Origin of the sequence: Pseudomonas sp. 2FG (genome assembly GCF_005502935.1) — a bacterium.
Classification (GTDB): domain Bacteria; phylum Pseudomonadota; class Gammaproteobacteria; order Pseudomonadales; family Pseudomonadaceae; genus Aquipseudomonas.
The window spans coordinates 1-25,406 of sequence record NZ_SCMP01000023.1 but is presented as its reverse complement, the minus strand read 5'-3'; the positions used below and the strand labels follow the sequence as shown (position 1 = coordinate 25,406).

25 protein-coding genes are annotated in these 25,406 nt (G+C 65.7%); 6 read left to right on the top strand and 19 right to left on the bottom strand.

Annotation, left to right across the window (positions count from 1 at the left end; all coding sequences use genetic code 11):
• Positions 1 to 29 precede the first annotated feature (29 nt).
• On the bottom strand, positions 30 to 1,484 hold the full coding sequence (thiI, locus tag FFS13_RS18415) for a tRNA uracil 4-sulfurtransferase ThiI (protein ID WP_137820509.1): 1,455 nt from the start codon (positions 1,482 to 1,484) through the stop codon (positions 30 to 32).
• Positions 1,485 to 1,819: 335 nt separating this feature from the next.
• Here thiI and glnA point away from each other — a divergent pair, with 335 nt between their 5' ends.
• The 5 genes from glnA (at position 1,820) to ntrC (ending at position 7,272) form a co-directional block, all read left to right on the top strand.
• A complete protein-coding gene (gene glnA, locus FFS13_RS18410; protein ID WP_137820508.1) occupies positions 1,820 to 3,223 on the top strand; it encodes a glutamate--ammonia ligase in 1,404 nt (467 codons plus the stop codon).
• Positions 3,224 to 3,387: 164 nt separating this feature from the next.
• Positions 3,388 to 3,942, top strand: coding sequence for a DUF4124 domain-containing protein (locus FFS13_RS18405; RefSeq protein ID WP_137820507.1), 555 nt, complete (start codon positions 3,388 to 3,390; stop codon positions 3,940 to 3,942).
• A gap of 2 nt (positions 3,943 to 3,944) precedes the next feature.
• Positions 3,945 to 4,565 carry a DUF4124 domain-containing protein gene (locus tag FFS13_RS18400; RefSeq protein WP_137820506.1) on the top strand — a complete coding sequence of 207 codons (621 nt, stop codon included), beginning with the start codon at positions 3,945 to 3,947 and terminating at the stop codon, positions 4,563 to 4,565.
• A 191-nt stretch (positions 4,566 to 4,756) separates the two neighbouring features.
• Positions 4,757 to 5,842, top strand: coding sequence for a nitrogen regulation protein NR(II) (gene glnL / locus FFS13_RS18395; protein WP_137820505.1), 1,086 nt, complete (start codon positions 4,757 to 4,759; stop codon positions 5,840 to 5,842).
• Positions 5,839 to 7,272 (top strand): nitrogen regulation protein NR(I), encoded by a 1,434-nt coding sequence (gene ntrC, locus FFS13_RS18390; protein ID WP_137820504.1) that lies wholly within the window; start codon positions 5,839 to 5,841, stop codon positions 7,270 to 7,272. Before glnL ends, ntrC begins: the two co-directional genes overlap by 4 nt.
• A 332-nt stretch (positions 7,273 to 7,604) precedes the next feature.
• On the opposite strand, the gene FFS13_RS18385 is transcribed toward ntrC, so the two are convergent.
• The 18 genes from FFS13_RS18385 to FFS13_RS18300 form a co-directional block, all read right to left on the bottom strand.
• A complete protein-coding gene (locus FFS13_RS18385) occupies positions 7,605 to 11,027 on the bottom strand; it encodes a LamG domain-containing protein (protein ID WP_137820503.1) in 3,423 nt (1,140 codons plus the stop codon).
• Positions 11,024 to 11,437: a hypothetical protein gene (locus FFS13_RS18380; RefSeq protein WP_137820502.1), complete on the bottom strand. Its 414-nt coding sequence runs from the start codon at positions 11,435 to 11,437 to the stop codon at positions 11,024 to 11,026. Before FFS13_RS18380 ends, FFS13_RS18385 begins: the two co-directional genes overlap by 4 nt.
• Positions 11,427 to 12,302 (bottom strand): type II secretion system protein J, encoded by an 876-nt coding sequence (locus FFS13_RS18375; RefSeq protein WP_137820501.1) that lies wholly within the window; start codon positions 12,300 to 12,302, stop codon positions 11,427 to 11,429. The genes FFS13_RS18380 and FFS13_RS18375 overlap by 11 nt, the downstream gene beginning before the upstream one ends.
• 95 nt (positions 12,303 to 12,397) lie before the next feature.
• On the bottom strand, positions 12,398 to 12,853 hold the full coding sequence (locus FFS13_RS18370; protein ID WP_137820500.1) for a prepilin-type N-terminal cleavage/methylation domain-containing protein: 456 nt from the start codon (positions 12,851 to 12,853) through the stop codon (positions 12,398 to 12,400).
• Positions 12,850 to 13,299 carry a prepilin-type N-terminal cleavage/methylation domain-containing protein gene (locus FFS13_RS18365; RefSeq protein ID WP_137820499.1) on the bottom strand — a complete coding sequence of 150 codons (450 nt, stop codon included), beginning with the start codon at positions 13,297 to 13,299 and terminating at the stop codon, positions 12,850 to 12,852. Before FFS13_RS18365 ends, FFS13_RS18370 begins: the two co-directional genes overlap by 4 nt.
• Position 13,300: 1 nt before the next feature.
• Complete coding sequence (locus tag FFS13_RS20305; protein ID WP_137820498.1) at positions 13,301 to 13,762, bottom strand: prepilin-type N-terminal cleavage/methylation domain-containing protein; 462 nt, start codon at positions 13,760 to 13,762, stop codon at positions 13,301 to 13,303.
• Complete coding sequence (locus FFS13_RS20300) at positions 13,762 to 14,205, bottom strand: prepilin-type N-terminal cleavage/methylation domain-containing protein (protein ID WP_137820497.1); 444 nt, start codon at positions 14,203 to 14,205, stop codon at positions 13,762 to 13,764. Before FFS13_RS20300 ends, FFS13_RS20305 begins: the two co-directional genes overlap by 1 nt.
• A gap of 31 nt (positions 14,206 to 14,236) precedes the next feature.
• Positions 14,237 to 14,770, bottom strand: coding sequence for a type II secretion system protein (locus tag FFS13_RS20295; protein WP_137820496.1), 534 nt, complete (start codon positions 14,768 to 14,770; stop codon positions 14,237 to 14,239).
• 15 nt (positions 14,771 to 14,785) lie between these two features.
• Positions 14,786 to 15,310 carry a hypothetical protein gene (locus FFS13_RS18345; RefSeq protein WP_137820495.1) on the bottom strand — a complete coding sequence of 175 codons (525 nt, stop codon included), beginning with the start codon at positions 15,308 to 15,310 and terminating at the stop codon, positions 14,786 to 14,788.
• Complete coding sequence (locus FFS13_RS18340; RefSeq protein ID WP_137820494.1) at positions 15,307 to 16,542, bottom strand: type II secretion system F family protein; 1,236 nt, start codon at positions 16,540 to 16,542, stop codon at positions 15,307 to 15,309. The genes FFS13_RS18345 and FFS13_RS18340 overlap by 4 nt, the downstream gene beginning before the upstream one ends.
• A complete protein-coding gene (locus tag FFS13_RS18335; protein WP_137820493.1) occupies positions 16,542 to 18,266 on the bottom strand; it encodes a GspE/PulE family protein in 1,725 nt (574 codons plus the stop codon). Before FFS13_RS18335 ends, FFS13_RS18340 begins: the two co-directional genes overlap by 1 nt.
• Positions 18,266 to 19,627, bottom strand: a complete 1,362-nt coding sequence (locus tag FFS13_RS18330; protein ID WP_137820492.1) for a lipopolysaccharide assembly protein LapB — start codon at positions 19,625 to 19,627, stop codon at positions 18,266 to 18,268. The genes FFS13_RS18335 and FFS13_RS18330 overlap by 1 nt, the downstream gene beginning before the upstream one ends.
• Positions 19,624 to 20,556 (bottom strand): ExeA family protein, encoded by a 933-nt coding sequence (locus tag FFS13_RS18325; protein ID WP_137820491.1) that lies wholly within the window; start codon positions 20,554 to 20,556, stop codon positions 19,624 to 19,626. The genes FFS13_RS18330 and FFS13_RS18325 overlap by 4 nt, the downstream gene beginning before the upstream one ends.
• 4 nt (positions 20,557 to 20,560) lie before the next feature.
• Positions 20,561 to 22,183 carry a pilus (MSHA type) biogenesis protein MshL gene (locus FFS13_RS18320; RefSeq protein WP_256657947.1) on the bottom strand — a complete coding sequence of 541 codons (1,623 nt, stop codon included), beginning with the start codon at positions 22,181 to 22,183 and terminating at the stop codon, positions 20,561 to 20,563.
• Positions 22,183 to 22,506, bottom strand: a complete 324-nt coding sequence (locus FFS13_RS18315; RefSeq protein ID WP_256657946.1) for a Type II secretory pathway component — start codon at positions 22,504 to 22,506, stop codon at positions 22,183 to 22,185. Before FFS13_RS18315 ends, FFS13_RS18320 begins: the two co-directional genes overlap by 1 nt.
• Positions 22,499 to 23,173 carry a type II secretion system protein GspM gene (gene gspM, locus FFS13_RS18310; RefSeq protein ID WP_137820489.1) on the bottom strand — a complete coding sequence of 225 codons (675 nt, stop codon included), beginning with the start codon at positions 23,171 to 23,173 and terminating at the stop codon, positions 22,499 to 22,501. Before gspM ends, FFS13_RS18315 begins: the two co-directional genes overlap by 8 nt.
• Positions 23,166 to 23,774 carry a PilN domain-containing protein gene (locus FFS13_RS18305; RefSeq protein WP_137820488.1) on the bottom strand — a complete coding sequence of 203 codons (609 nt, stop codon included), beginning with the start codon at positions 23,772 to 23,774 and terminating at the stop codon, positions 23,166 to 23,168. The genes gspM and FFS13_RS18305 overlap by 8 nt, the downstream gene beginning before the upstream one ends.
• Positions 23,774 to 24,607 carry an MSHA biogenesis protein MshI gene (locus FFS13_RS18300; RefSeq protein ID WP_256657945.1) on the bottom strand — a complete coding sequence of 278 codons (834 nt, stop codon included), beginning with the start codon at positions 24,605 to 24,607 and terminating at the stop codon, positions 23,774 to 23,776. Before FFS13_RS18300 ends, FFS13_RS18305 begins: the two co-directional genes overlap by 1 nt.
• A gap of 194 nt (positions 24,608 to 24,801) precedes the next feature.
• Here FFS13_RS18300 and trmL point away from each other — a divergent pair, with 194 nt between their 5' ends.
• Positions 24,802 to 25,263, top strand: a complete 462-nt coding sequence (gene trmL / locus FFS13_RS18295; protein ID WP_137820486.1) for a tRNA (uridine(34)/cytosine(34)/5-carboxymethylaminomethyluridine(34)-2'-O)-methyltransferase TrmL — start codon at positions 24,802 to 24,804, stop codon at positions 25,261 to 25,263.
• The last annotated feature ends 143 nt before the right edge of the window (positions 25,264 to 25,406 follow it).

Here is a 25,406-nt window from a genome sequence, read left to right as displayed (position 1 = left end):
GGATACTGCCGCCAAACAGACCCGGCGTTTTATGCCGGACGATAAACGCGCACATTGGCATGCCCCTCGCTGAGCAAGTGGTGGGCATGCAGGCGGCTCATCACGCCTTTGTCGCAATACAGCAGGTACTGGCGGGTGATATCCAGTTCCTTGAAGCGACTGTTGAGTGCGAAGAACGGCAAAGGCTGGACCTCGATGCCGTTCAGCTCCAGCGGCAGGTCTTCCTGAGCATCCGGATGACGGATGTCCAGGACGATCTGCCCAGGCAAGGCTTCACTCACTTCCTCGACCTGGATGTCTTCGCCCAACTCGTCGATCACCCGGTCGATCGGCACCAGGCGAGCGCGCGCCAAGGCGCGCTCCAGCACGGCCATATCGAACTGGGCCTCTTCGTAGACGACGCGTTCGGGCTTGGCGCGGGTGGTCGGGTTCACCGAAATCACCCCGCAGTATTCCGGCATGTGCTTGGCAAACTCGGCGGTACCGATCTGCGTCGCCATGTCGATGATGTCTTGCTTGTGGCTGGCGATCAGCGGGCGGATCACCAGTTTGTCGGTGGCCCGGTCGATCACCGCGAGGTTCGGCAGGGTCTGGCTGGAGACCTGGGAAATCGCCTCGCCGGTGACCAGCGCGTCGATATCCAGGCGATCGGCGATAGTGCTGGCGGCGCGCAGCATCATACGCTTGAGCACCACCCCCATATGGCTGTTATCGACCTTGCCGAGAATCTCGCCGAGCACTTCCTCGAACGGCACGCTGACGAACAGCACCCGCTGCGAGCGGCCGTACTTGTCCCAGAGGTAGTGCGCCACCTCCATCACCCCCAGTTCATGGGCACGGCCACCGAGGTTGAAGAAGCAGAAGTGGCTGACCAGCCCGCGGCGCATCATCTGATAGGCCGCTACCGTCGAGTCGAAGCCGCCAGACATCAGCACCAGCGCGTGCTCGATGGCGCCCAGCGGATAACCGCCGATGCACTCATGCTGATGATGGATGACGAACAGGCGCTGGTCGCGAATCTCCAGGCGCACTACGACTTCCGGCGCTTTCAGGGAAATCCCGGCCGCCCCGCACTGCTGACGCAGTTGGCTGCCGACATAACGCTCGACATCCATCGAGCTGAAGCTGTGCTTGCCGGCGCGCTTGCAGCGCACGGCAAAGACCTTGCCAGGCAGCAGGTCGGCGTAATGCGCCTTGCACTTGGCGACCATGTCATCGAGATCGGCCAGCGGGTATTCGTTGACCTCGAGGAATTGCCCAATACCCGGGGTACGGGTCAGGCGCTCGATCATCTCGCGCAGCACTTTCGGCTCGGTCAGCTGGGTCTCGACGTCGAGGTTGTCCCACACGCCGTCCACCACCAGGTCTGGATCCAGGTCACGCAGCACCATGCGAATGTTCTTCGCCAGCTGGCGGATAAAGCGCTTACGCACCGGCCGGCTTTTGATGGTGATTTCAGGGAAGACTTTAACGATAAGTTTCATGAAACAGCGCGCGCGAGGTCAGCCGAAAAAGAGGGGGCAGGATTATAGCGGAAATTGCTCAAGGTTTAACCAGCTATCGAGCACAAAGATCTGCAGCGCACCAAAACAAAGCATAACGATTATTTCACGCTCCATATCAGTGCGCATAGCCGTCAAAATTGGCCACGCAGCCCCCGTCACGCCTGACTTTCACGGGCCAAGCCCACTTCAGGGCACTGGCATGCAATTTGCTCCCTTGTGAGGCAGGTTGCCCTGGCGGAGTATGCCCGCCCGGCTTCACCCGTTTATTTTTGGGGGCTAACCCTGACCCAGCCCCCATCCATCTGGAGGACACCATGTCGAAGTCGCTTCAACTCATCAAAGAACACGACGTGAAGTGGATTGATCTGCGCTTCACCGACACCAAAGGCAAACAGCACCACGTGACCATGCCGGCCCGTGATGCGGACGACGATTTCTTTGAAATCGGCAAGATGTTCGACGGCTCCTCCATCTCCGGCTGGAAAGGCATCGAAGCCTCCGACATGATCCTGCTGCCGGACGACAGCACCGCCGTGCTCGACCCGTTCACCGAAGAGCCGACCCTGATTCTGGTCTGCGACATCATCGAACCCTCGACCATGCAAGGCTACGACCGCGACCCGCGCGCCATCGCCCACCGCGCCGAGGAATACCTGAAGACCACCGGTATCGGTGACACCGTATTCGTCGGCCCGGAACCCGAATTCTTCATCTTCGACGAAGTGAAATTCAAATCCGACATTTCCGGCTCCATGTTCAAGATCTACTCCGAACAAGGTTCCTGGATGTCCGACGCCGACATCGAAACCGGCAACAAGGGTCACCGCCCAGGCGTCAAAGGCGGCTACTTCCCGGTTCCGCCGTTCGACCACGACCACGAAATCCGTACTGCCATGTGCAACGCCATGGAAGAAATGGGTCTGGTCATCGAAGTTCACCACCACGAAGTGGCGACTGCCGGCCAGAACGAAATCGGCGTGAAGTTCAACACCCTGGTAGCCAAGGCTGACGAAGTTCAGACCCTGAAATACTGCGTGCACAACGTCGCGGACGCCTATGGCAAGACCGCTACCTTCATGCCGAAGCCGCTCTACGGTGACAACGGCTCGGGCATGCACGTACACCTGTCCATCGCCAAAGATGGCAAGAACACCTTCGCTGGCGAAGGCTATGCCGGCCTGTCCGACACCGCCCTGTACTTCATCGGCGGCATCATCAAGCACGGCAAGGCCCTGAACGGCTTCACCAACCCGGCCACCAACTCCTACAAGCGTCTGGTTCCAGGCTTCGAAGCCCCGGTAATGCTGGCTTACTCGGCACGTAACCGTTCCGCCTCGATCCGCATCCCCTACGTTTCCAGCCCGAAAGCCCGCCGCATCGAAGCGCGCTTCCCGGATCCGGCTGCCAACCCCTACCTGTGCTTCGCTGCACTGCTGATGGCTGGCCTGGACGGTATCCAGAACAAGATCCACCCCGGCGATGCTGCCGACAAGAACCTCTACGACCTGCCACCGGAAGAAAGCAAGCTGATCCCGCAAGTCTGCGGCAGCCTGAAAGAAGCGCTGGAAGAACTGGACAAGGGCCGTGCGTTCTTGACCAAGGGCGGCGTATTCAGCGACGACTTCATCGATGCCTACATCGAACTGAAGAACGAAGAAGAAATCAAGGTGCGCACCTTCGTGCACCCGCTGGAATACGACCTGTACTACAGCGTCTAAGCCAGTAGCACCTGCGCAAGCAGCGTGGTTAGAGGCCTCCTTCGGGAGGCCTTTTTTATTTGGTGTTTTTTATTTGCTTGCGCGCACAGCTATAAATGTACGAACTTGCCAGCGCCGCCCGCCAGTGCAAGGCTAAGCAACACACCCTCAACGGGAAACCAGCCATGCGCCTCACGCTTACCTGTCTGCTGCTTGCCCTGACCCTGCCGGCCGCCGCGCAGATCTACAAATACACCGACGCCAACGGCAACACGGTGTACACCAACCAGCCGCCAGACGGTGCACCGAGCGAAACCGTCGAACTGCCACCCACCAACAGCGTGGGCATGCAGGCGCCGAGCGCACCCACAGCCGACCCGGCGAATAGCCAGGCGCCGAAAGCCGCTTACAGCGTGCTACAGCTGACCGACCTGCCTTCCGAGGAAGCCCTGCGCGCCAATAACGGCACCTTCAGCGTCGGCGTGCAGCTGCAACCGCGCCTGAGCCCCGGCCACCGTCTGCGCCTGCTTCTGGACGGCAAACCCTATGGCCAGGCGAGCAATCTGCCGCGCCTGCAGCTGAGTAATATCCCGCGCGGCGAACACAGCCTGGCGGTGGAAGTCCTCAGCGGCGAGCAGTCGCTGCAACAAAGCGCCACCGCGACCTTTACCGTGCAACGCGTCAACACCAGCAGTCCAGCGCTGCGCCCGCCCGCCCCCACACCGAAGCCTGCCCCCTAAACATGCGATTTTTTCTGCTTAGCCTACTGCTGATCGGCCTGCCGGTTGCCGCCGAGGTCTACACCTATATCGACAGCGAGGGTAATCGCGTCTTCACCGACCGCCCCAAGCCAGGCAATGCCAAGCGCATCGAGCTGGCCCCGTCCAACGGCATGTCGGCCAGCCCTGCCCCGCCGCCACCCGCGCCGGTGCAGGCCGCTCCAGCCGCGCCGCCGGCCTATCAGCTCCTGCGCATCCTGGTCCCCGAGCCGGATGCGACGATCCGCGACGGCGCCTCCGGCGACCTGATCGTCACCGCCACCAGCGAGCCCAGCCTGCTAGCCGGGCATAACTACCGCCTGCTGCTCGATGGCCAGACGGTGGGCGAACCCAGCCGCAGTCCGGTCTTCCCGTTGAGCAATCTGCCACGCGGCACCCACCAATTGGCCGTGGAAATCCTCGACGGCAACGGCCGCACCCTGGAGCGCACGCCGACCCAACCGGTACACGTCCTGCGCATTTCCCTGGAACAAAAACGCAGGGTCAAACCCTGCCAGAAAGACGAGTACGGCGTGCGCCCCGAGTGTCCGCTGAAGGACAAGCCGGTGGAGAAGAAGGACGTCCCGTACGTCCCCTTCATCTAATCCCACAGGCTATCGCACTGATTTGGTGCGATAGCCCGCACCACTTTCTATACACTCCCCATTTTGGTTCGCCAACCGGCCTGGTTGGCGCAGGAAAGTAGCCCAAGGCCCCCGCCTGGCAGTGTTCGCGCGTCTTTTCGGGGCTTTGGTTTGCTTTTTGCATTTTCAGATCCATTCCTGGGATCCCTACGATGACCATCAACGACGCCCTGCACCGACTGCTGCTGGATAACCTGACCACCGCGACCCTGCTGCTCAACGCCGAACTGCGCCTCGAGTACATGAATCCGGCGGCCGAGATGCTGCTGGCCGTCAGTGGCCAACGCAGCCATGGCCAATTCATCAGCGAACTGTTCACCGAGTCGCCGGAGGCCTTGGCCTCGTTGCGCCAGGCGGTGGAACAGGCGCACCCGTTCAACAAGCGCGAAGCGGTGCTGACGGCCCTGACCGGGCAAACCCTGACCGTTGACTATGCGGTGACGCCGATTCTCAATCGCGGCGAAACCCTGCTGCTGCTGGAGGTCCATCCGCGTGACCGGCTGCTGCGGATCACCAAGGAAGAGGCGCAGCTGTCCAAGCAGGAAACCACCAAACTGCTGGTGCGCGGCCTCGCCCATGAGATCAAGAACCCGCTGGGCGGCATCCGCGGCGCCGCCCAACTGCTGGCCCGCGAGCTGCCGGACGAGAGCCTCAAGGACTACACCAACGTCATCATCGAAGAGGCCGACCGTTTAAGGAACCTGGTGGACCGCATGCTCGGCTCGAACAAGCTGCCGAGCCTCGCCATGACCAACGTGCACGAGGTGCTGGAGCGCGTCGGCAGCCTGGTCGAGGCGGAAAGCCAGGGCAGCATCACCCTGGTGCGTGATTACGACCCGAGCATCCCGGACCTGCTGATCGACCGCGAACAGATGATCCAGGCGGTGCTGAATATCGTGCGCAACGCCATGCAGGCCATTGGCACGCAGAATGAACTGCGCCTCGGCCGCATCACCCTGCGCACCCGCACCTTGCGCCAATTCACCATCGGCCACACCCGCCATCGCCTGGTGACCAAGGTCGAGATCATCGACAACGGCCCCGGCATCCCCGCGGAGCTGCAAGACACCATCTTCTATCCCATGGTCAGCGGCCGCCCGGACGGTACCGGGCTGGGCCTGGCCATCACCCAGAACATCATTAGTCAGCACCAGGGCCTGATCGAGTGCGAGAGCCATCCCGGCCACACCGTGTTCTCGATCTTCCTGCCGCTGGAACAAGGAGTTACTTCGTCATGAGCCGCAGTGAAACCGTCTGGATCGTCGACGACGACCGCTCCATTCGCTGGGTGCTGGAAAAAGCCCTGCAACAGGAAGGCATGACCACCACCAGCTTTGACAGCGCCGACGGCGTCCTCGGCCGCCTGACGCGGCAACAGCCGGACGTGATCATCTCGGACATCCGCATGCCCGGCGCCAGCGGCCTGGAACTGCTGGCCAAGATTCGCGAGCTGCACCCGCGCCTGCCGGTGATCATCATGACCGCCCATTCCGACCTGGAAAGCGCGGTGGCGTCTTACCAGGGCGGCGCCTTCGAGTACCTGCCCAAGCCCTTCGATGTCGACGAGGCCGTGTCCCTGGTCAAGCGCGCCTTCCAGCACGCCCAGGAGCAGCAGGGACTGGAAGTCCCGGTCGTACTGGCCCGCACGCCGGAGATCATCGGTGAGGCGCCGGCGATGCAGGAGGTGTTCCGCGCCATCGGCCGCCTCAGCCATTCGAATATCACCGTGCTGATCAATGGCGAATCCGGCACCGGCAAGGAGCTGGTCGCCCATGCCCTGCACCGCCACAGTCCGCGCGCGGCCTCACCCTTCATCGCGCTGAACATGGCGGCGATTCCGAAAGACCTGATGGAATCCGAGCTATTCGGTCATGAGAAAGGCGCCTTCACCGGCGCCGTCAACCAGCGCCGCGGGCGCTTCGAGCAGGCCGACGGCGGCACCCTGTTCCTCGACGAGATCGGCGATATGCCGGCCGACACCCAGACCCGCCTGTTGCGGGTGCTGGCCGACGGCGAGTTCTACCGGGTCGGCGGGCACACGCCGGTCAAGGTCGACGTGCGGATCATCGCCGCCACCCACCAGAACCTGGAAACCCTGGTGCAGGCCGGCAAATTCCGCGAAGACCTGTTCCACCGCCTCAACGTCATCCGCATCCATATCCCGCGGATGTCCGACCGCCGTGAAGACATCCCCACCCTGGCCCGCCACTTCCTCAACCGCGCCGCCCAGGAGCTGGCGGTCGAGCCGAAGCTGCTGAAAAGCGAGACCGAGGAGTACCTGAAGAACCTGCCGTGGCCGGGCAACGTGCGCCAGCTGGAGAACACCTGCCGCTGGATCACCGTGATGGCTTCCGGGCGCGAAGTGCATATCGACGATCTGCCGCCGGAGCTGCTGACCCAGCCGCACGATAGCGCGCCGGCGACCAACTGGGAGCAGGCCCTGCGCCAGTGGGCCGACCAGTCCCTGGCGCGTGGCCAATCGAGCCTGCTCGACAGCGCCGTGCCGGCCTTCGAACGGATCATGATCGAGACCGCCCTCAAGCACACCGCCGGTCGCCGCCGCGACGCCGCCGTGCTGCTCGGCTGGGGGCGCAACACCCTGACGCGCAAGATCAAGGAACTCGGCATGAAGGTGGCCGGCGACGACGACGAAGGCGACGATGCGTAGGCCGCAGACCGTAACCCAGCACCCGGCCCAAAGGGCCGGCCAGCAGCTGCGGTAATAAAACTGGCACACCTCATGCTTAGTATCAGGTGACTCCAGTTTCGGGGACCTTGGTACAGGCAGGCCGGGGATTCCCCTCTTTTACCCCCCAACAAAAAGGCCACCCTCGCGGGTGGCCTTTTTCTTTTGAGGCCCGCTAGATACCTGGTAGAGCCAGGTTCCAAGGCCTCACTGAGCGAGATAAGCCGCGCGTAACAGCGGCTCTTGCCCGACAAGCCCAGTAGTTCAAACAGGTACAGTTCTGGTGCACCCCGCCCCAATCGTGCTCACTGCAATTACGGTCCACGGTACAGCTCACGGCGGTAGATCAGACGGGCGGCGCCTCGGTAGATGCCGAAGGTGGCCAAACCGCTTGCGTCCTCCAGTACGCCGTCCCCATCCCAGTCGAACTGCAGCCAACTGGGCGTGCTGTAGGTCAGGCGCACGCTGCCGTCATTGCCCGCACCGGGCGCGGATAGCAGATAACCACCGAGCAGACTGCTGCCGCCACTCACCACATAGGGGGCACCGGCCGCTCCCGCGCTGTTGAGGTAGCTCAACAGGGTCTCGCCGACAGCCAGATTACCCTGATGCCCAGCGAGTGCCGCCGGGTCGAAGACCGTGCAACTGTCCAACGGATTCGGCGCATAACCGCTGCCGTTGAAGAAAGCCGTGCTGAACGGCAGACGCAAATCCTGCAATTCCGAGCCATGGGCATTGCCGATGCGCGCCTGGCCCAGGCGGAAGTCGCTGGTCTGGGCGTCGGTCACGCTGCCCGTCACGGTATCGCTGTCGGTCGCGGTGCTGCGGATCGCCAGGTTGTAGGGCGCGCGTGGCGTGCTGAAGAGGAAGTTGGCGGCGTTGGCGCTGTAGTCGAGGGTGCCGGCGCCGCCAACGCCGGGCTCGGTCAGGCTGGTGCTGCTGGTGTTGAGCGTGCCGGCGCTCCCCGGATCGGCGTAGCCGATACCGGCACCGGTCAGCTTGGCGAAGCTGCCGGTGTAGTTGCGAGTCACGGCGCCGCTCCGATTGCGCGCCGAGAGCGACCCGGTAAAGCTAAAGGTCTGGCCGACCTTGGCGGGTTGCGCCGGTGGGCCGGCCTGGGCGGCCAGGCCGGCGTAAGTGGAGCCGGTGCTGCACGCAGGCGTCAGGCTCGGATCGGCGAGCAGGAAGCTGGCCGGGTAGAAGCGGCCGATGTTGACGCTGGTGCCGCCACTGACGGTATCGCCGAAATAGCCGTTGGTCGCTGGCGTGGCGCTGATGGTGAACACGCCAACCTCCGAAACCGTCTGGTTGCTGAGCACTTTCTCTCCCAGATCGGCGGCGGCGATATCGACGCTGGCCACGCCCAGGGTGGCGGCCGTGCCGCCGGCCGGCGCGATCAGAGTGCTGCCTAGCGCGATCCCGGTCTGGCGGTAATTGGACGTAGTGCCATTGCCACTGCAGAAGTCCGTGTCCGTGTCCGACTCCCAGGCGGCGGCTTTCACCCGCAGGCGGAAGTCATCGCCGGCGGGCACGAAGGCCGAACAACTGGCAGCGCCCGAGGCACAGTCGCTATTGGCCGAGTCACTGTACACGCAGAGCCCCGCCGGGCGGGCCACGAACTGGTCGCTACCGGTCAAGACCAGGCCGGCGTCGCCGTTGCCGGCGGAGCCCGTGTAACTGGCGTTGAGCATCATCTGCCCGGCGTCGGCATAACGCACCTCGATGCTGGCCCGGGCATTGGCATCGAAGTTGAGGCTGAGGCTGGTGCCGGGGCTGCCGCCGATGGGCGTGTTGTTGACGCTAACGCTCTGCGTGCCGCTCGCCGGGTTGGCATAGCCGGACCAGAACTGCACCGTCCGCATGCCCGGCGCAAACGCCGGCACACAACGCTGGGTGCTGTCGTCCTTGCGGGCGGCGATCAGGTCGATGGTGCCGGAGGCTTTGTTGGCGAGCAGGCTGGGCACGTCGAAGATGAAACCCGTGTCCTTGAAGTCGAGGCTGCAACTGGCGGTCGCACCGATATAGCACTGGGCTGGGTTGCTCGGCGCCGGGCTGGCCGAGACGATCCCGAGCGCGACCGGCCCCGAATTGTTCTGGCGCAATTGCAGGCTCGCCGTGCCGCCCGTCAGGGTCTGGCTGTCGCTCACGATCACGCCTTGAGACCAGCCGCTGGGCGTGAGGTCGGCGGTGACGCTGCCGGTGAACAGGGTCGCGCAACTGGCGTCGGCGCAGGCGCGCAGGGTGATGGTCTCCGGCTGGCAGGTCAGCGCCGTGCCATCGTGCAACAGCTCCAGATGATGGGGCGCGGCGCCGGCACAGGCATGCCGTTCGCTGGCCAGGGCGAGGATCTGGGCGTCAGTGAGCGCGCCACTGTAAACCCGGACTTCGTCGAGACTGCCATTGAAATGAGTGCCTACAGCGGGTGAGTTGGACGCGATCCGCAAGGGGTCGGCATTGATCTGCGGAGCCAGGGCGTTGCTCGCGCTGTTGTTCAATACGCCATTGATATACAGGCGCTGACTGCCGGGCTGGAGGCGGATGGCGACATGGGTCCAGGTGTTGATGGGCGCGCGTCCCGCTGCATTGTTGGTGCTGTCGAACTGGCGGACGGCGCTATTGTCCCGCCACCACCAGTTGACCACGCCGCTCGACTTCAGGTGGAGCTCGAAATTCTCGTCCTTGGACAGGATGGTCATCAGGGCCGCGCCCGACGGCAAGCTTCGAGGGTAAACCCAGGCCGAAATCGTATAGCTGTCCAGATCGAGCAGGTTGTTGTCGGCGACCTGGGCATACTGGCTGCTGGCGCTGGTAAAGCTGCCGTAACGGCAAGTGCCCTGGCCGGCGCCATTGGTGGTCAGCGCCGGCGTGGTCCCGGCGGTGTTTGCGCTGGCGAAAGCCGTGCCGTTCAGGTTGTTGCCGGAGCCGTCGAGCACTTGCCCTGGGGCGCCGGTCCAGGCGGCTTCGTCGAGGTTCCAGCTCAAGCGCAGCGCGAGCGGGCGGTTCGACGGCCTGACCGACCAGGCCTGGGCGACCCAGCGATCACTGGCGTTGAACGCGGTGGCACTGATCGGGCTGAAACTACCGGCGGTGCTCTGGGTCGCGAGCGTGAGCAGCGTGGCCAGGCCAGCAGCGGCATTGTTCCGCGCGTTGAAGACGGTGGAAACGGGGCTGACGGCGACCAGGGCTCGATTGCCGCGATCGCTAACAAAGCCGGCGAGAACCAGACTGTCATTGACGCTGGTCACCAGGGCCGGCGTCGTCATCGCCCGGCTTTGGCCGGTGTTACTGGTCGTGACGGCGGCAACGGGAGTGCCCGCATCAAACGAGCCGGCGTTGATCGCCAGCATGCCGCCGCCCCGCGTCAGCCCCGAGGCGCTGAGCCTCCAGGTATGGCTGCCGGTGCCGGCCGTCGTGGCGACTCGCCAGTACACGGCCTGGCGCAGGCTGGTTCCGTTCGCGGTGTTGACTATAAGGTTCCAGCCGGCCGGCACGGTGTTTATGGTCGCGTTGCCGCGCACATAAACCGTGGCGATCAACAGGTCGCCGACGAGCGTGCCGGTCGGCTGGCGTACGACCACAGTCGTGAGTGCGGTGACGACGAAAGTCGGCGCTCTCACCGCGCGCACCGCTGGCGAGGCCTGCGCGCCCAGACTCCAGAGCAGGGCCGCAAGGGCCAGTCCGAACAGGCCGAGGCGGCGCAGCGCCGCCCGGGCCGGCGACATCGACGGATTGTTCATTCCACCACCGCGGTCAGCTGCCGATAGGCGTAATCCGGTCGATTGGCCGGGTTACCGTTATCCGCCGTGGCGGTCAGCCGATAGATGTTCACCGCAGCGCCGTTTTCGACATAGGCGGCGACGCTGCAAACGACCAGCAGGTTGAATTCCGCCAGATTAGAACCCGCGAGGCCTACGGCTGTCGGCACCGGCTGGCAGTTACCGGCCAGCGCCTGATTGATACCCCACTCCAGCCCCGCCTGCGCCGCCTCGTAGGCGCGCGCCTGCTGGATGGCCAGGCTGTTGGTGCCGTGCTGGTTGGCCGACAGCCGCGCCATGGCCACCACCACCAGGGCGATGACCACCATCACGAAGAGCGCCGCCACCAGGGCGAAACCCTGCTCACTGCGTTCACTTCGCTCAGGGCGCATTGTCGACGTGCACCTGCTGCAGGAGTTGGATGCTTTCGCCGCTGGCGGGGTCCGTCAGGCCCAGGCCGATGGTCAGCAGGCCGGCGCGCTGGGTGCTGCCGGGCTGGTAGGTCAGCGTGCAGGCGCTGACATTGCTCGCCAGCACCTGCGCGCCGGCCGGCGCCACGTTCGGCGCCGCTACGCTCAGGGCAATGCCGGTATAGCGCAGCAATTGCCTGCCGGGCAGATCGCAGCGATAGCCGATCACCTGATCGGCGAAATAGAAACGCCGCTGGGGCGAGGCGTAGGCGAAACTGAAACCGCCGCCGAAGTTGTTCAGCACCACCAGGGTTTCCCCCGCCGGCGCTCCGCCCGGCGTGGCGAAGGTCACGGCGTTCGGGCTGATCACCCCGGGATTGACGCCGGCCCAGAGATTGCCCGTCACCGGGTTGCCGCCCGAGGTGACGCCGATGTTGTACAGCACCAGCCAGCGCGCCCCGGCGATGTTCAAGGCCGGATCGAGCACCTGAAAGGCATCGCAGCGATTGCCCATGGCCGTGCACGTCGCATCGGTGCCGGCGGCGAAGCGCAGTCCCTCGCCACCGACCCGGTTCGGCCGGTAGCGGCCGGCGCTGAGAATATTGAGGGTCTCCAGGGTCAGCCCATCGGCCGACAGGCGCACCGAGTTGGGCACCGCCAGGCGCACATCGCGACTCAGGCGATTCAACGCGGTGGCGGCCAGATCGACCAGTCCGGCGCGCCGGCTCTGGGCGACGAAGCCTTCCAGCGGGCTCGACAGCACGGTGCCGATCATCACCGCGACTATGCCGGCGAGGGCGATCACCATCACCAGTTCGACCAGGGTAAAACCGCGTGTTTGTGGCATGGCGCAAGCGCAGGAGCGAGCATCGCGAGCGATGGCCCGACGGCGGCCCTGATCGCGAGCAGAGCTCGCTCCTACAGTTTTCATCGCACCAGTCATCAATAGCGCGTCCGGTAGCCGCCGAGGACCAGGCTCTGGCCGGCGGGATCGAGTACCGTCACCTCGACGTAGAGCGCAGCGGCTTCGGCCAGGCCGTTCCAGGCCTGGGGCGTGACGGTGACGCTCACGCCGTAGGCGGCCAAGGCGGCGATGGCCTGGCCGCTTGCGTCGCGGGCGCCGTTATCGACCAGCCCCGCATAGTCGCAGACGTTGTCGTAGTCGGCGCGATTGGCCGGCGGGGCCGGGCAGACGGCGCTGCTCGGGTCCAGATAGGCTTGCAGGAGGATCTCCTCCAGATAGGCCTCGGCGATGGCCAGGCTCTGCTGACGCAGCAGGGGGTCGGCCGAGCGCCCGCTGATGGCGGCCATGGCGCTGTACAGCGCCGCCGCGGCGATGCCGATGATCACTATGGCGATCACCAGCTCCACCAGGGTCATGCCGCGCTGGCGCTTCATTGCACCAGCCCGGTGTCGGCGTTCACGCTGAGCACGAAGCCGCCGATGTTGGCGTTCGCCGCGTTGGACGGGCGGCCCAGGGAGTCGAACACCAGGGGGAAACTGTTCGGAACCACCGCAACACCACTGGGCGCAGGAGCATCCGCATAAGGCTGCCCATCCGGACCTAGCACCTGGGCCACATAATTAGCCGGGTTGCCGGTGCCGCAGTTGGCGTCTCGACGCAGGCTATAACCACCGGCGCCGAGACCGACCTGCACCCGGCAGCCGCTGGCCAAGGCCAGCTTCTGCGCATAACGCACGGCGGCGCGGGTCTCCTCGAAATACAGGCGCCCGTCGAACACCTGCCGGTCGAAGAAACGCGGCCCCACCACGGCGGCGAGGATGCCGATGATGACTATCACCAGAATCAGCTCGACCAAGGTGAAGCCGCGACTTCTACTCATCTCAGCAGCCGTTGGTCTGCAGGGTCAACAGCGGAGCCGGGCGACCGGCTGCGGGGTTGGCGGCCTGATAACGCACCCGGCATTGACCGCTGGCGGGGGTGTAGCCGGTGATTCCGAAGTTGCTGATGGCATTTGCCCCGGCACCGCCGCCGGTTCGGGTGAACCCCTGCGCAATGAGCGCCCGGCCGATGCCATTGGCGTTGGCCGTCGGATAGCGATTGAGCATGCTTACCACCTGCCCCTCCAGAGTCACCGCCACGTTCTGCCCCAACCCCCGGCTCAGTTGCAACGTATGAGCCGTAGCCGAAGCCGAACGCAAGGCGCCCATCAACCCCTGCAAAGACGCCACTCGCGAGTCGGTGCCGAGACTGGCGAAACGTGGCAACGCGAAGGCCGACAAGATGCCGAGGATGACCAGCACCAGCAGCAGCTCGATTAGGGTAAAGCCGCGCATAGCGGTCATCAGCAGCCGTTGGTGGTGAGGCCACTGATCGCCGCAGCCGCGCCTGCGGCGGCGGCGGTATAGCTGAAGGAACAGTTGGCCGGGGTGGTAGCTCCTGCTACGCGGATCACCAGCGCAGCAGCACCGCCACCAGTGGTGTCGAACTCAGCGCTCAGCTGGGCAGCAGCAAAAATCCCTGCGGCATCGGCTGTCGGGTACTGGTTAGCCATGGTAATAGCCAGACCTTCCAGAGTGACCGCGCCGGTCGTGTTTCTTGCCAGTGCGGTAGAGTGCGCAACTGCTGCTGCAGAGCGCACGGAGCCCAGCGCACCATTCAATGTAGCCACACGAGCATCCTGGCCCAGGTCGGCAAACCGTGGCAGCGCAAAGGCCGCCAGAACGCCGAGGATCACTATGACCATGATCAGTTCGATCAGGGTAAAACCGCCTTGTTGTTTCTTCATTTTCAGTAATCCCTGTTTTTTTTGGGGGGGGCTAATTGAAGGTGCGGGTCAGGTTGCCGGTGCTGGTGTCGTAAACGATGCTGTCGTCGGCACCATCCAGCTGGTAAGTGTAGGTGCAGCTGTCGGCCGGGGTGGCAGTCGCCACATAGTCCACCGTGCCGGCCGCGGCCCCGACGCTGGGAGCGGAGCCTTGCAGCAGGTTTGTCCACAGGCTCACGCATTCGCCTAGGGCAGGAGTCGCAACCGCAGGCGGGTTACCCGCGCCGGCAATACCGATCGGAAAGAAGTTGGCATTGACGTCCAGGTTACCGGCGCCAAAACCGGCCACGTTGACGAAGCAGTTGCTAGCGGCGCAGCCATTGAGGCCACCACTCCTGTTCACCTCGAACTGTGCGCGCACCAGCGCCACGGCGGAGCTGAAACCACCGGCGACGCCGTTGAAGGCCGCCCGATGGGCATCGCGGGTGGCGTCCATATAGCGCGGCAGCGCCACCGCCGCCAGGATGCCGAGGATGGCGATCACCACCACCAGCTCGATCAGGGTAAAGCCTTGTTGTTTTCTCATGAGCTCTCTCTAGGGTTAGCCTGCGAACAGACTGTTGCGTAACTCCGCGGCCGGCACCGGCTGCAGTTCCACCGTCAGCGGCGGTTCGGCCTGACCGGTGCCGGCCCGCATCGGCTCGGGGAGCAGACGCAGGCGCCAGGCCAGCGTCTGCTCCACCATTTCCGCGCGCGCGCCGGCGAAGCGCGCGCGATACAGCACCCAGGCCTGCCGCGGCAGGAAATGCCAGCAGCCCGGGCGCGGTGCCTGGCCCTCGGCCAGCTCACCGCAGTAACTGTCCGGCTGCCAGCGCAGCAGGACGAAAGGATTAAGCGTCAGCCAGACGGCTGCCGGCGGCCGGCGCTGGGCGACACCCTCGGCGGCCAGGCTGTTGAGGCTGGCCGCCAGATTTTCCCGCATGGCGTCCAGCGCCCGCGCCTCGCTGACCTGCAGGATGCGCCAGCCGAGGGTCAGCGCCACGCCGAGCAGGATCACGCCCGTCAGCCCCCAGCCCAGCCGGCGCGCCCGGCGCACGGTGGCGGCGCTGTCATACTCCGCCCTCACATTTTCCCCTGGGCCGCCGAGGCCAGTTCCCACATCGGCAGGAATACGCCGAGGGCGAGGATCAGCACCAGCACGCCCATGGCGACGATCAGCAGCGGTTCGATGGCATCGGCCAGTTGCTTGAGGTCGTAATCCACTTCCTGCTCGTAGAAGTCCGCCACCTCGACGAACAGGTCATCCAGCGCGCCGGTCTCCTCGCCGACCGCCATCATCTGCAGCACCAGCGGGGTGAACAGGCCGCTGGCCGAAGCCGTGCGGGTCAGCGCCTCGCCGCGCTCGACGCCCTCGCGCATGCCAAGGATGGCGGTGCCGATATGCCGGTTTCCGACCGTCGCGCTGTTGATCGACAGGGTCTGCAGCAGCGGCACGCCGGCGCGGTACATCATGGCGAAGGTGCGGGTGAAGCGGGCCAGGGCGATGCGTTCGAAGATCCCGCCGACTATCGGCAGGCGCAGCTTGGCACGGTCCCAGGCCAGGGCGCCGGCCTCGGTCTCTATCCATCTGAAGAAGGCGATCAGCACGCCGATCAGGCCGATCAGCAGCAGCCACCAGTAGTGCTGGAAGAACTGCGAGGTGGCGATCAGCACGCGGGTGGCCCAGGGCAGCTGGGCGTGGAACTGCGCGAAGACCTTGGCGAAGGCCGGGATGACGAACAGGTTGATCACCACCAGCGCCACGCTCATCGCCACCAACACGAGGATCGGGTAGCGGGTGGCCTGTTTCAGCCGTTTGCGCGTCTCGCGCTCCAGCGCCAGGTACTCGGAGAGCTGGCGAAAGGCCTGATCGAGTTGGCCGGTGTTCTCGCCGACGCTGATCATGCTGACAAACAGGCGGTTGAACACCTGGGGATGAGCGTTCAGCGCCACCGCCATGGCCACGCCGCCCTCCAGGTCGGCGCGCACCTGTTGCAGCACCTCGCGCAAGTACGGGTTGCGGTGCGACTCGGCCAGGCCGTTGATGGCGCGGATGATCGGCACCCCGGCCTTGCTCAGGCTGTACATCTGGCGGCAGAAGATGATCAGTTCTTCCAGGTCCACGCGCTTGCGGCGCAGGCGCTCGGCCAGCACGGCGAGCACATCGGCGCCACCCTGGGCCGCCTGTTCCTCGATGGTCAGCGGGGTGATCTGCTGCGCCAGCAGCTCGCTGGCCAGCGCGTCGACCGAGCCGCTTTCGCGGCTACCGCTGACCTTGCCGCCCTGGGCGTCACGCCCGGTAAAGCGGAACTGCGCCATCAGGCCAGCACCTCATCGGTGAGGGTGGCGCAGACCTTGAGCACTTCCGCGACGCTGGTCACCCCGGCCAGCGCATAGTCCAGCGCGCAGGCGGCCAACGGCCGGTAATTGGGGCTGGCCTGGGCGGCTTCGGCGAAGCCTTGCGGGTCGTTGCGGCGCAGCGCGGCGATCATTGCCTCGTCCATTTCCAGCAGCTCGTAGACCCCCAGGCGCCCCTGGTAGCCCGTATTGTGACACTGGTGGCAACCGCTGCCGCGCTTGAAGCTGCGCCCGCTCAGGCTGCTGCCGTACAGGCCCTCCAGCCAGGCCAGCTGACGCGGCTCCGGCGCGTGCTCTTCCATGCAGTTCTCGCAGACGCGGCGCACCAGGCGCTGGGCCAGCACGGCGTTGAGGGCGGTGGCGACCAGGAAGGGTTCGGCGCCCATATCGACCAGGCGCATGGCCGAGGTCAGGGCGTCGTTGGTGTGCAGGGTGGACAGCACCAGGTGGCCGGTCAGGGCGGCGCGCAGGCCGATCTCGGCGGTCTCCTGATCACGCATCTCGCCGACCAGCACTATGTCCGGGTCCTGACGCAGGGCGGCGCGCAGCACGCGGGCGAAACTCAGGTCGATCTTGGCGTTGACCTGCACCTGGTTGATGCGCGGCAGGCGGTATTCCACCGGGTCTTCGACGGTAATGATCTTCTTTTCCGGGCTGTTCAATTCGGCCAGCCCGGCATACAGCGTGGTGGTCTTGCCCGAGCCGGTGGGGCCGGTGACCAGCACCAGGCCATACGGCCGCTGCAGCAGGCGGCGGAAACGCACCAGCATATCCGCCGGCATGCCGCTGGCATCGAGGCTGGCGACGCCGCTGCTCTGGTCGAGCAGACGCATCACCACCGACTCGCCGAACTGCACCGGCATGGTGGAAACCCGCACATCGATGTTGTGCTGCTTCACCCGGATATTGAAGCGGCCGTCCTGCGGCAGGCGCTTCTCGGAGATGTCCAGGCCGGACATGATCTTCAGGCGCATGACCAGCGCCGAGGCGATGCGCCGCTCCTTCATCACCTGCTCGTTGAGCACCCCGTCGATACGCTGGCGGATGCGCACCACGCCCTCGTCCGGCTCGATATGGATGTCCGAGGCCTTCATCTGCACGGCGTCCTCGAACAGGGTCTGCAGCAGGCGCACCACCGGCGCGTCGCTGTTATTGTCGGCACCCAGCTTGGACAGGTCGAAGTCGCTGTCCTGCAACTCGCCTTCCAGCTCGCCGGCGATTGAGGCTATTTCGCTGGTCCGCCGGTAGACCAGATCGAGGGTCGCCAGCAGCTCGGCCTCGCGCACCACCGCCGGCTGCACGCGGACCTTCAGCAGGCGCTCCAGCTCGTCGAGGGCGAACAGGTCGAGGGGGTCGGCCATGCCGACCAGCAGGCCGCCGCCCTCGCGGGACAGGACCATGACCCGGAAACGCCGGGCCACCGCCTCGGGCAGGCTCTGCACCAACTGGCTGTCGAATTTGAAGTGCTTGAGCTCGATAAAGGGAATCTGCAGCTGCTCGGACAGCGCGGTGAGCAGCCGCACTTCGCCGACGAAGCCGAGGTCGATCACGGTGCGACCGAGCTTGGAGCCGGTGCGTTTCTGCTCCTGCAGGGCCAGTTGCAGCTGCGCATCGCTGATCAGCCCGGCCTGGATCAGCAGGTCGCCGAGGCGGATCTTGCGCTGACGAACGTCTTCCTGAGTCATCAACGAGCTCCCAGCGCCGCAGCGCGTTCGCTGGCGAAGCGTCGCGCGCTGTCGTCCAGGCCTTGACCCTGCTGGGCCTGGCGGTAATGGCGGCCGGCCTCGAGCGGCTGATCCAGTTGCTCCAGGGCGATCGCCAGGCCCAGTTGCCAGGTCGACTGGCTGGGGCGCAGGGCGAGCAGCTGCCGGTACAGCGCGGCGCTCTCCTGCCACTGCCCGGTCTGCTGGTAGCTGGCCGCCAGCAGGGCGAAATAGGTGGGTTCCTGGGCCAGCGCCGGCGGATTCTGCTCCAGGGTCGCTACCGCGCCCTGGGTATCGCCAGCCTGCAGCTGGGTACGGGCGAGCAACACCCGCAGTTCGCTGTCATGGGGCAGCTGCGCCAACTGCGCCGGCAGCCAGGCCAGCAGGCGCGCCTGCTCGCCGCCAGCCAGGTAGGCGCGGGCCAGCCAGCGCAGCACCTCGGGATCACGCCCGCGTTTTTGCTGCAGAGCCTCCAGTTCGCGGATCGCCCGCGGATAGTCGCCCGCCTGCAGGGCCTGACGCGCCTGGCTCAGGGCATCCGGCTGGTAGGGGGCGATCTTGACTTCGGGCGGCCCGCTGACCCGCACCGGCTCAGGGCTGACTGGCGCCGGCACCGCTTCTACCGGCGCATTGGCCGGCGGCACGGGAGCGCTGGCCCAGGCCGGCAGCGGTGCCTCTACTGCCGGGGTTGCCGGTGCGGCAGCCGGCAGGTTTTCCAACTCGACTGGCGCTTCGGCAGCCGGCGCCGACGACGTCAGCGGCACTTCGATCCACAGCAGCCAGCGGTCGCCGGCCGGTTCCAGGCGATCGCGCACCTCCAGGCCGTCACCCAGGCCGACCAGCAGTACCTGCACATCCTGGCCCTGGGCTTCCACCCGCCAGGACAGGCTGCGACCGTCACGCTGCAGCCGGCCCTGCTGCGGCGCGCCGCCCAGTTGCGCGCCGGCCAGGCGCAGGCTGACCGCACCGCTTTCCTCGCTGCGCTGGTAGGGCACCGCGCGGTCCAGCAGCAGCTGTAGCACCAGGCCACGGCCATCGTGCTGCGGCAAGACCTCCAGCACCTGCGCTACGACGGGTGCGACAGCCGCAGGGGCCGCCGGAGCAGGCGGCGCACTGCTCAGCGGCTGCGGTTCGTTGACCAGCCTACCGATCATCGGCCCCGCCAGCAGGCCGAGCAGCACCGCCGCGACCAGCCAGATCAGGCCCCGGCGTACCTGCTCCAGGCGCTCGCGGTTAGCGGCACCGGCCTCGTCCACGGCGTGCAGGCCATCCAGCTGCAGGCGCTCGGTCGGCGCGGCGCGGCGCTCTTCCAGATCGCGCAGCATGTCGTTGACCAGGCTCATGGCAGCAGCTCCCGCCAGTGCGCCAGCCAGGGCCAGGCGCCGCCCACCAGCAGCAGCGACAAGGCGCCGGCCGCCAGGCTCCAGCTCAGCCAGCGCGGGTTGCGGCGCAGAAACGGCTGCGCACCTTCGGTATCCAGCTGGGCGCGGCGCACATGGCGGGCCGTGGCCTGCCGGCGACCTTCGCCATAGGCGGCCATCAGCGCCTTGTGCGCGAGGATGTTGAGCAGCCGCGGGATGCCGCCGCTGCCACGCACCAACCGGCGTACCGCGGCCGGGGCGAAGAGCGGCTCGCCGCGGTAGCCGGCGACCGCCAGACGTTCCTGTAGATAGCGAGTGGTGTCCTTCACGTCCAGCGGGCGCAGGCGGTAGGAAAAGGTGATGCGCTGGCGCAACTGACGGAATTCGTTGCGTTCGAGGGTGGCGTCCAGCTCCGGCTGGCCGAACAGCACCACCTGCAAGAGTTTGGCCTGCTCGGTTTCCAGGTTGGTCAGCAGGCGCAGCGCTTCCAGCGTGGCGGTGGGCAGCGCCTGGGCTTCGTCGATCAGGACTACGGTGCTCTTGCCGGCGGCGGCCAGTTCGATCAGACGGCGATGCAAAGCCTCCAGCACAGCCTGGGCATCCAGCTCTTCGCAGCCCTCGATGTGCAGCTCGCGGGCCAGCGCCTGGCGCAGGCCGACCGGGCTCAGCCCCGGGTTGGGCAGGTAGGCCAACTGGTAGCGCTCGGCGTCCAACTGGTTGAGCAGCGCGCGGCACAGCAGGGTCTTGCCGGTGCCGACTTCACCTGTGACCTTGATGAAACCCTCGCCTTCGGCCAGCGCCACGCGCAGCAGATTGAGGCAGGCCTGATAGGGCGCCAGCTGCACCAGGAATCCGGTGTTCGGGGTCAGGGCGAAGGGTTTCTCGCGCAGGCCGAAGAAGGCTTCGTACATCGCCTTACCTCAGTTCCTTGAAGGTTTCCGCGCTCTTGCGCAGCTCATCCAGCCAGACCTCGTCGCTGACCACCTGCGGACGCATCAGGATGACCAGTTCGCTCTTCTGCAGGGCCTTGCGCTGCTGCTTGAACAGGTTGCCGACGATCGGCAGGGTGCTGGCCCAGGGGATTTCGGCGTCGGTGTTTTCGTTGGTGTTCTGCAGCAGCCCGCCGATCACCACCACCTGGCCACTGCGGGCTCGCACGATGGAGTCGGACTGGCGGGTGGTGGACAAGGCCAGCGGCAAGTTGAACACGTTATCCTCGCCCAGGACGATGAGCTTGTTCTGGTCGCGCACGCGGCTGACCGTCGGGCGCACGTGCAGGGTGACGGTCTCGTTCTCGTCGATCTGCGGCGTCACGTCCAGCGAGATGCCGGAGAAGAACGGGGTCAGGGTGATGTCCTGGGTCGGCTCGGTGACCCCGGCGACTGTGGTGGTCGAGCTGGTCGACGACACCTCGGTGACGAAGAACTCGTCGGTACCGACCTTGATCACCGCCTTCTGGTTGTTCAGCGTGGAAACCCGCGGGCTGGACAGCACACGCACCTCGCCCTGGGTTTCCAGCAGTTGGATCAGGGCGGTGAAGTCACCGAAGGACAGCACGCTGCTGAATACCCCGCCGATACCGGTCGGGCCGCTCAGCGCCTCGCCGTCCAGGCTGGTGCTGACATCGCCCCCCAGCTGCTCCCAGCTGATTCCGGACTGGAAGCCGTCGGACAGCTGCACTTCGAGGATCTTGGTCTCCAGGATCACCTGGCGCTGCAAGTTGCGCTGCGCCTGCGCGAGGAACCGCGCGACGTTCTCCTGGTCGGCACTGTTGGCACGCACCACCAGCAGGCTGGCCTGCGGGTTGACCACCACGCTGTTGCCCTGCTCGCCGCCGACTATCATCGCCACCACCTCGCGCACTTCACGCCAGAAATCGACATTGCTCGAAGTGGTCACCTGGCTGGCATTGAGGGTAGTCACCGAGCGGTCGCTGCTGCTGCCGCTATTGCCGTAACTGTTGCTGCCACTGCTCTCGGTGCTATCGGTGCTGACCACCTGGCCTGAGCTGACGCGGGTATCGGACTGGCCGAGGCGCTGCAGGTTCAGGTAGTTGAGGTTGTAGCTGCGGGTGATCGCGCGGTTGGGCAGGATCTGGTAGCCGTAGCTGCTGCGGCGGAAGTCATAGCCATAGCTGTCGCGCACCGCGGCCAGCACCTCCTCCAGGGTCACCCGGCGCAGGCTGAAGGTGATGCTGCCGCCCACGTCCGGGTGCACCACCAGGTTCTGCCCGGCACCTTCCATCAGGCTGAGGAAGAACTCGCGGGCCGGCATGTCCTTGGCCGCCACGTCGAAGCGCGGGCCGCTGTCCAGGCTACTGCCGCCACTCAGCGGCGGCATCAGTGCGGCCTGTACCGACGGCGGCGGCGCTACCTTGCCCTGGGCCTGCTGCAGGCTTTCGTCGAGCAGTTTGCCGCTCTGCTCGTAGAGCTGCTGGTCGCCATCCTGGAAGGTCTGGCAGGCACTCAGCAGGCAAACCAGGCTCAGCAGGCCGAGGCTCGGCCGGCCAAAGCTAGACATAAATGAGGTCATGGGCATCATCGGCTCGTTTTCATAACGGGTTCGGCCAGGCGTAGCAGCTCGCGCTGGCCCTGCCGTTCAATCAGTACGGCTTGCGGGTAGATGGCCAGCACGCGGGCGCCGGCGCGTTCATCGCCGACGCGCAGCGCCTCGCCGCTGATCACCGCGCGGCTGCCCTGGGCGCCGCGCAGGATCGACTGCAGCACCAGCGCTGCCGGTGCCGTGTCGCCTGTGCTGGCGGCGGGCAGCAGGTTGGCCGGCGGCTGCGTGGGGTCGATCGCGACCGCGGCAGTGGCCATGCCGCTGCACAGCAGCAGACTCAATAGAAGGACTCTAGACACCGACCCACCCCGCCTGACGACTCAAGGTATACAGCCGCAGACTGATCTGCGCCCGCCGCGGACCGGCCTCGCCGACCCGATAGTCGAGGCTGTCCCAGTTCAGCTTCCACTTACAGCCCTGGATGGCCTGCAGGTAATTGAGCAGGTCGAAGTAGCCACCCTCCAGCTGCAGACGCTGGCCATGCCGATAGAGGGTGACCGGCGCCGCAGCGACCGCTGCGCCGGCAGCCGCTTTGGCCGCGGCCACGGAGGGCAGCTGCACCGGCTCGCTGAAACTCTCCAGGCCAACCAGACGCAGACCCGGCTGGGCACGCAGCAGGTCTTCCAGCACCGCCTTCATCTTGTCCGGCGTGACCAGTTCGGCGGTGTTCTGATCGATCTGGCGGATCAGCTCCTCGCGGCTGGCCGAGGCCGCCAGCAAGGCGCTGCGGTAGGGCATATTGGGATCGGCCGCGAGCCTGGCCCGCAACTCGGCCAGAGCGGACTCGGCCTCCAGACGGCGCGCCTCGACCCCCTTGTAGCCGGACTCCTGCTTGGCCCGGCTGGCGGCCAGTGGATCGCCGATCAGCAGCAGGTGGAGCATAGCCAGCGCCACCAGGCCAACCGCGTAGGTCAGCCACTGCTCGCGCGGCGCCAGGCCCTGCCAGCGTTGCAACCACTTATTCATGGACCTTCTCCCCGTCATCGGCACGCGAGGACAGATCGAAACGCAACAGCTGATCCTCGCCACGCCGCACGTCGAAGCGGGCGAACTCGCGCCCCTTGAATACCGGGCTCTGCCCCAGCCGCTGCAGATACTGCGGCAATAGCTCCTGATCCTGGCTACTACCCTGCAGACGCACCTCGGTACCGCCGGCACGCAGACTGATGGCGCTCAGCCACAGGCCGCTCTGCGGGTGGTACTGGGCCAACGCCTGCAGCGGCGCGACAAAGCCCGTGCTCTGCTGGCTGCCCAGCAGCTGTAGGTAGCCAATCAAGCGCTGCAGCTCCTGGTTGCCGGCCTCGCGCTCGGCCAGCTCGGTCGGCAGACGGCCGTCCAACTGCGGCTCGACAAAGCTGGACTTAACCGCGGCCAGGCGGGTTTCCTGCTCCTGTGCTGCGCTCTCGGCCTGAGCCAGACGCGCCGCACCCTGGCGCAGTTGCCAGCCCTGCCAGACCGCGTGCAACAGGCAGAGCAGCGCCAGCACGGCGAGGCCAGCGAGCATCTGCGCCTTCTGCGGGCCGCTGTGGCGCTGCCGTTCGACCTGGTAGAGATTGAGGTTCTGCATCAGAGCCCCTCCTGACGCAGCGCCGCGCCGACGGCGGTCATGCAGTAGGCCTGCTCCTGCTCGCCCAACTCGGCGGCGGCCTGGCCGGGGAACAGTTCACGCAGGTCGAGGGCCTGCAACTTCACCGCCAGCCCTACGGACAGCGCCTGCAGGGCCGCCGCGCCGTTGCGCTTCATCGGCAACAACAGCAAACGATTGAGATAGCCCTTGCCCAGCTGGCTTTCGAAGTAATCGAGGGAGCGCTGGATCTCCAGGGCCACCGCAGCGAAATCCTGCCCGGCCTGCTCCAGGCCCTGCTCGATGCGCCGCGCCATATAGAGGTCACCACCGTGCTGCACGCAGATCAAGCCCTCGCTGGAGCGCAGGCGCAGCAGCGCCAGGTTCATACCCGCGGCACCGGCCAGCAGACCGAGGTTGCGCACAGCCATTTCGGTGACGTCGATGCTGAGCGGGGTCAGACCGGCCTGTTTGAGCATGTCCACCCAGGCCTGCATGCGCGCCTTGGCCAGCACGGCGCAGTAAGCCATGCGCGAACGACCGCGGTAGGCATCGGCGGGTAGGGCGAAGGCGTCCACCACGACCTGATCTATGGGTTCGGCGATCAGCTCCTTGACCCGCCAGCGCATGGCGTCGCGCAGCTCTTCGGCCGGCACGTCGGGACTGTCAAGCAGGAGCATCTGGTAGGTGGCGGGGTGCAGCAGCAGGTTGACCGGCATGCCGCCGAGACCCAATTCGCCGACCATGGTTTTCAGCAACGCGGGCTGCTCCGCGGGCGCGGCCCGGCGAAACTGGCAGTCGAGCAGGCGCGGTGATCCGCCGGGGGTGCGCAGCACGCGAGCCAGGGCAATGCCCTCAGGCCCGGTTTCGATACCCAGTAATCCGTCCGCTGTTGTTCTTTTTCTCGCGAACCACCGCAACTGCGCGCTCCCCTGCCGGCCGCGATCCGCAGGTTTCGCCCCAGGCGAACGACAGATCGCGGCACTAAATTGTAGAATGCTGCCTTCAGCCCTGTCCCTGAGCCTGCTCTATGTTCCATGTCGTTCTGTTCCAGCCCGAGATTCCCCCGAATACCGGCAACATCATCCGTCTGTGTGCGAACACCGGCTGTCAGTTGCATCTGATCGAGCCGTTGGGTTTCGAACTGGACGACAAGCGCTTGCGCCGTGCCGGGCTGGACTACCACGAATACGCGACGCTAAAACGCCATCATTCGCTGGCCGACTGTATCACAGAAACCTCTGCCGACCGAGTCTTGGCATTTACCACTAAAGCCAGCCACAGCTACGCGCAGACCGAGTTTCGCCGCGGCGATCTACTGCTGTTCGGCCCGGAAAGCCGCGGCCTGCCCGCCGACATCCTCGCGCAGATTCCAGACGAGCGACGCCTGCGTCTGCCGATGCGCCCCGAATGCCGTAGCCTCAACCTGTCCAACGCGGTGGCCGTGGTGGTTTACGAGGCCTGGCGCCAGCAGGGCTTTGCCATGGACTGAAGCCACTCAGGCACAAAAAAAGCGCCCCATGGGCTAATGCCAGTCAGTTAAGCTGATTGGCATTTTTGTTTCTGATCGGATATTTCGGGGATTTGAGCCTGATAGCCCGAGGATAAATACGCTCTTCTCGCCGATGCGGCAGG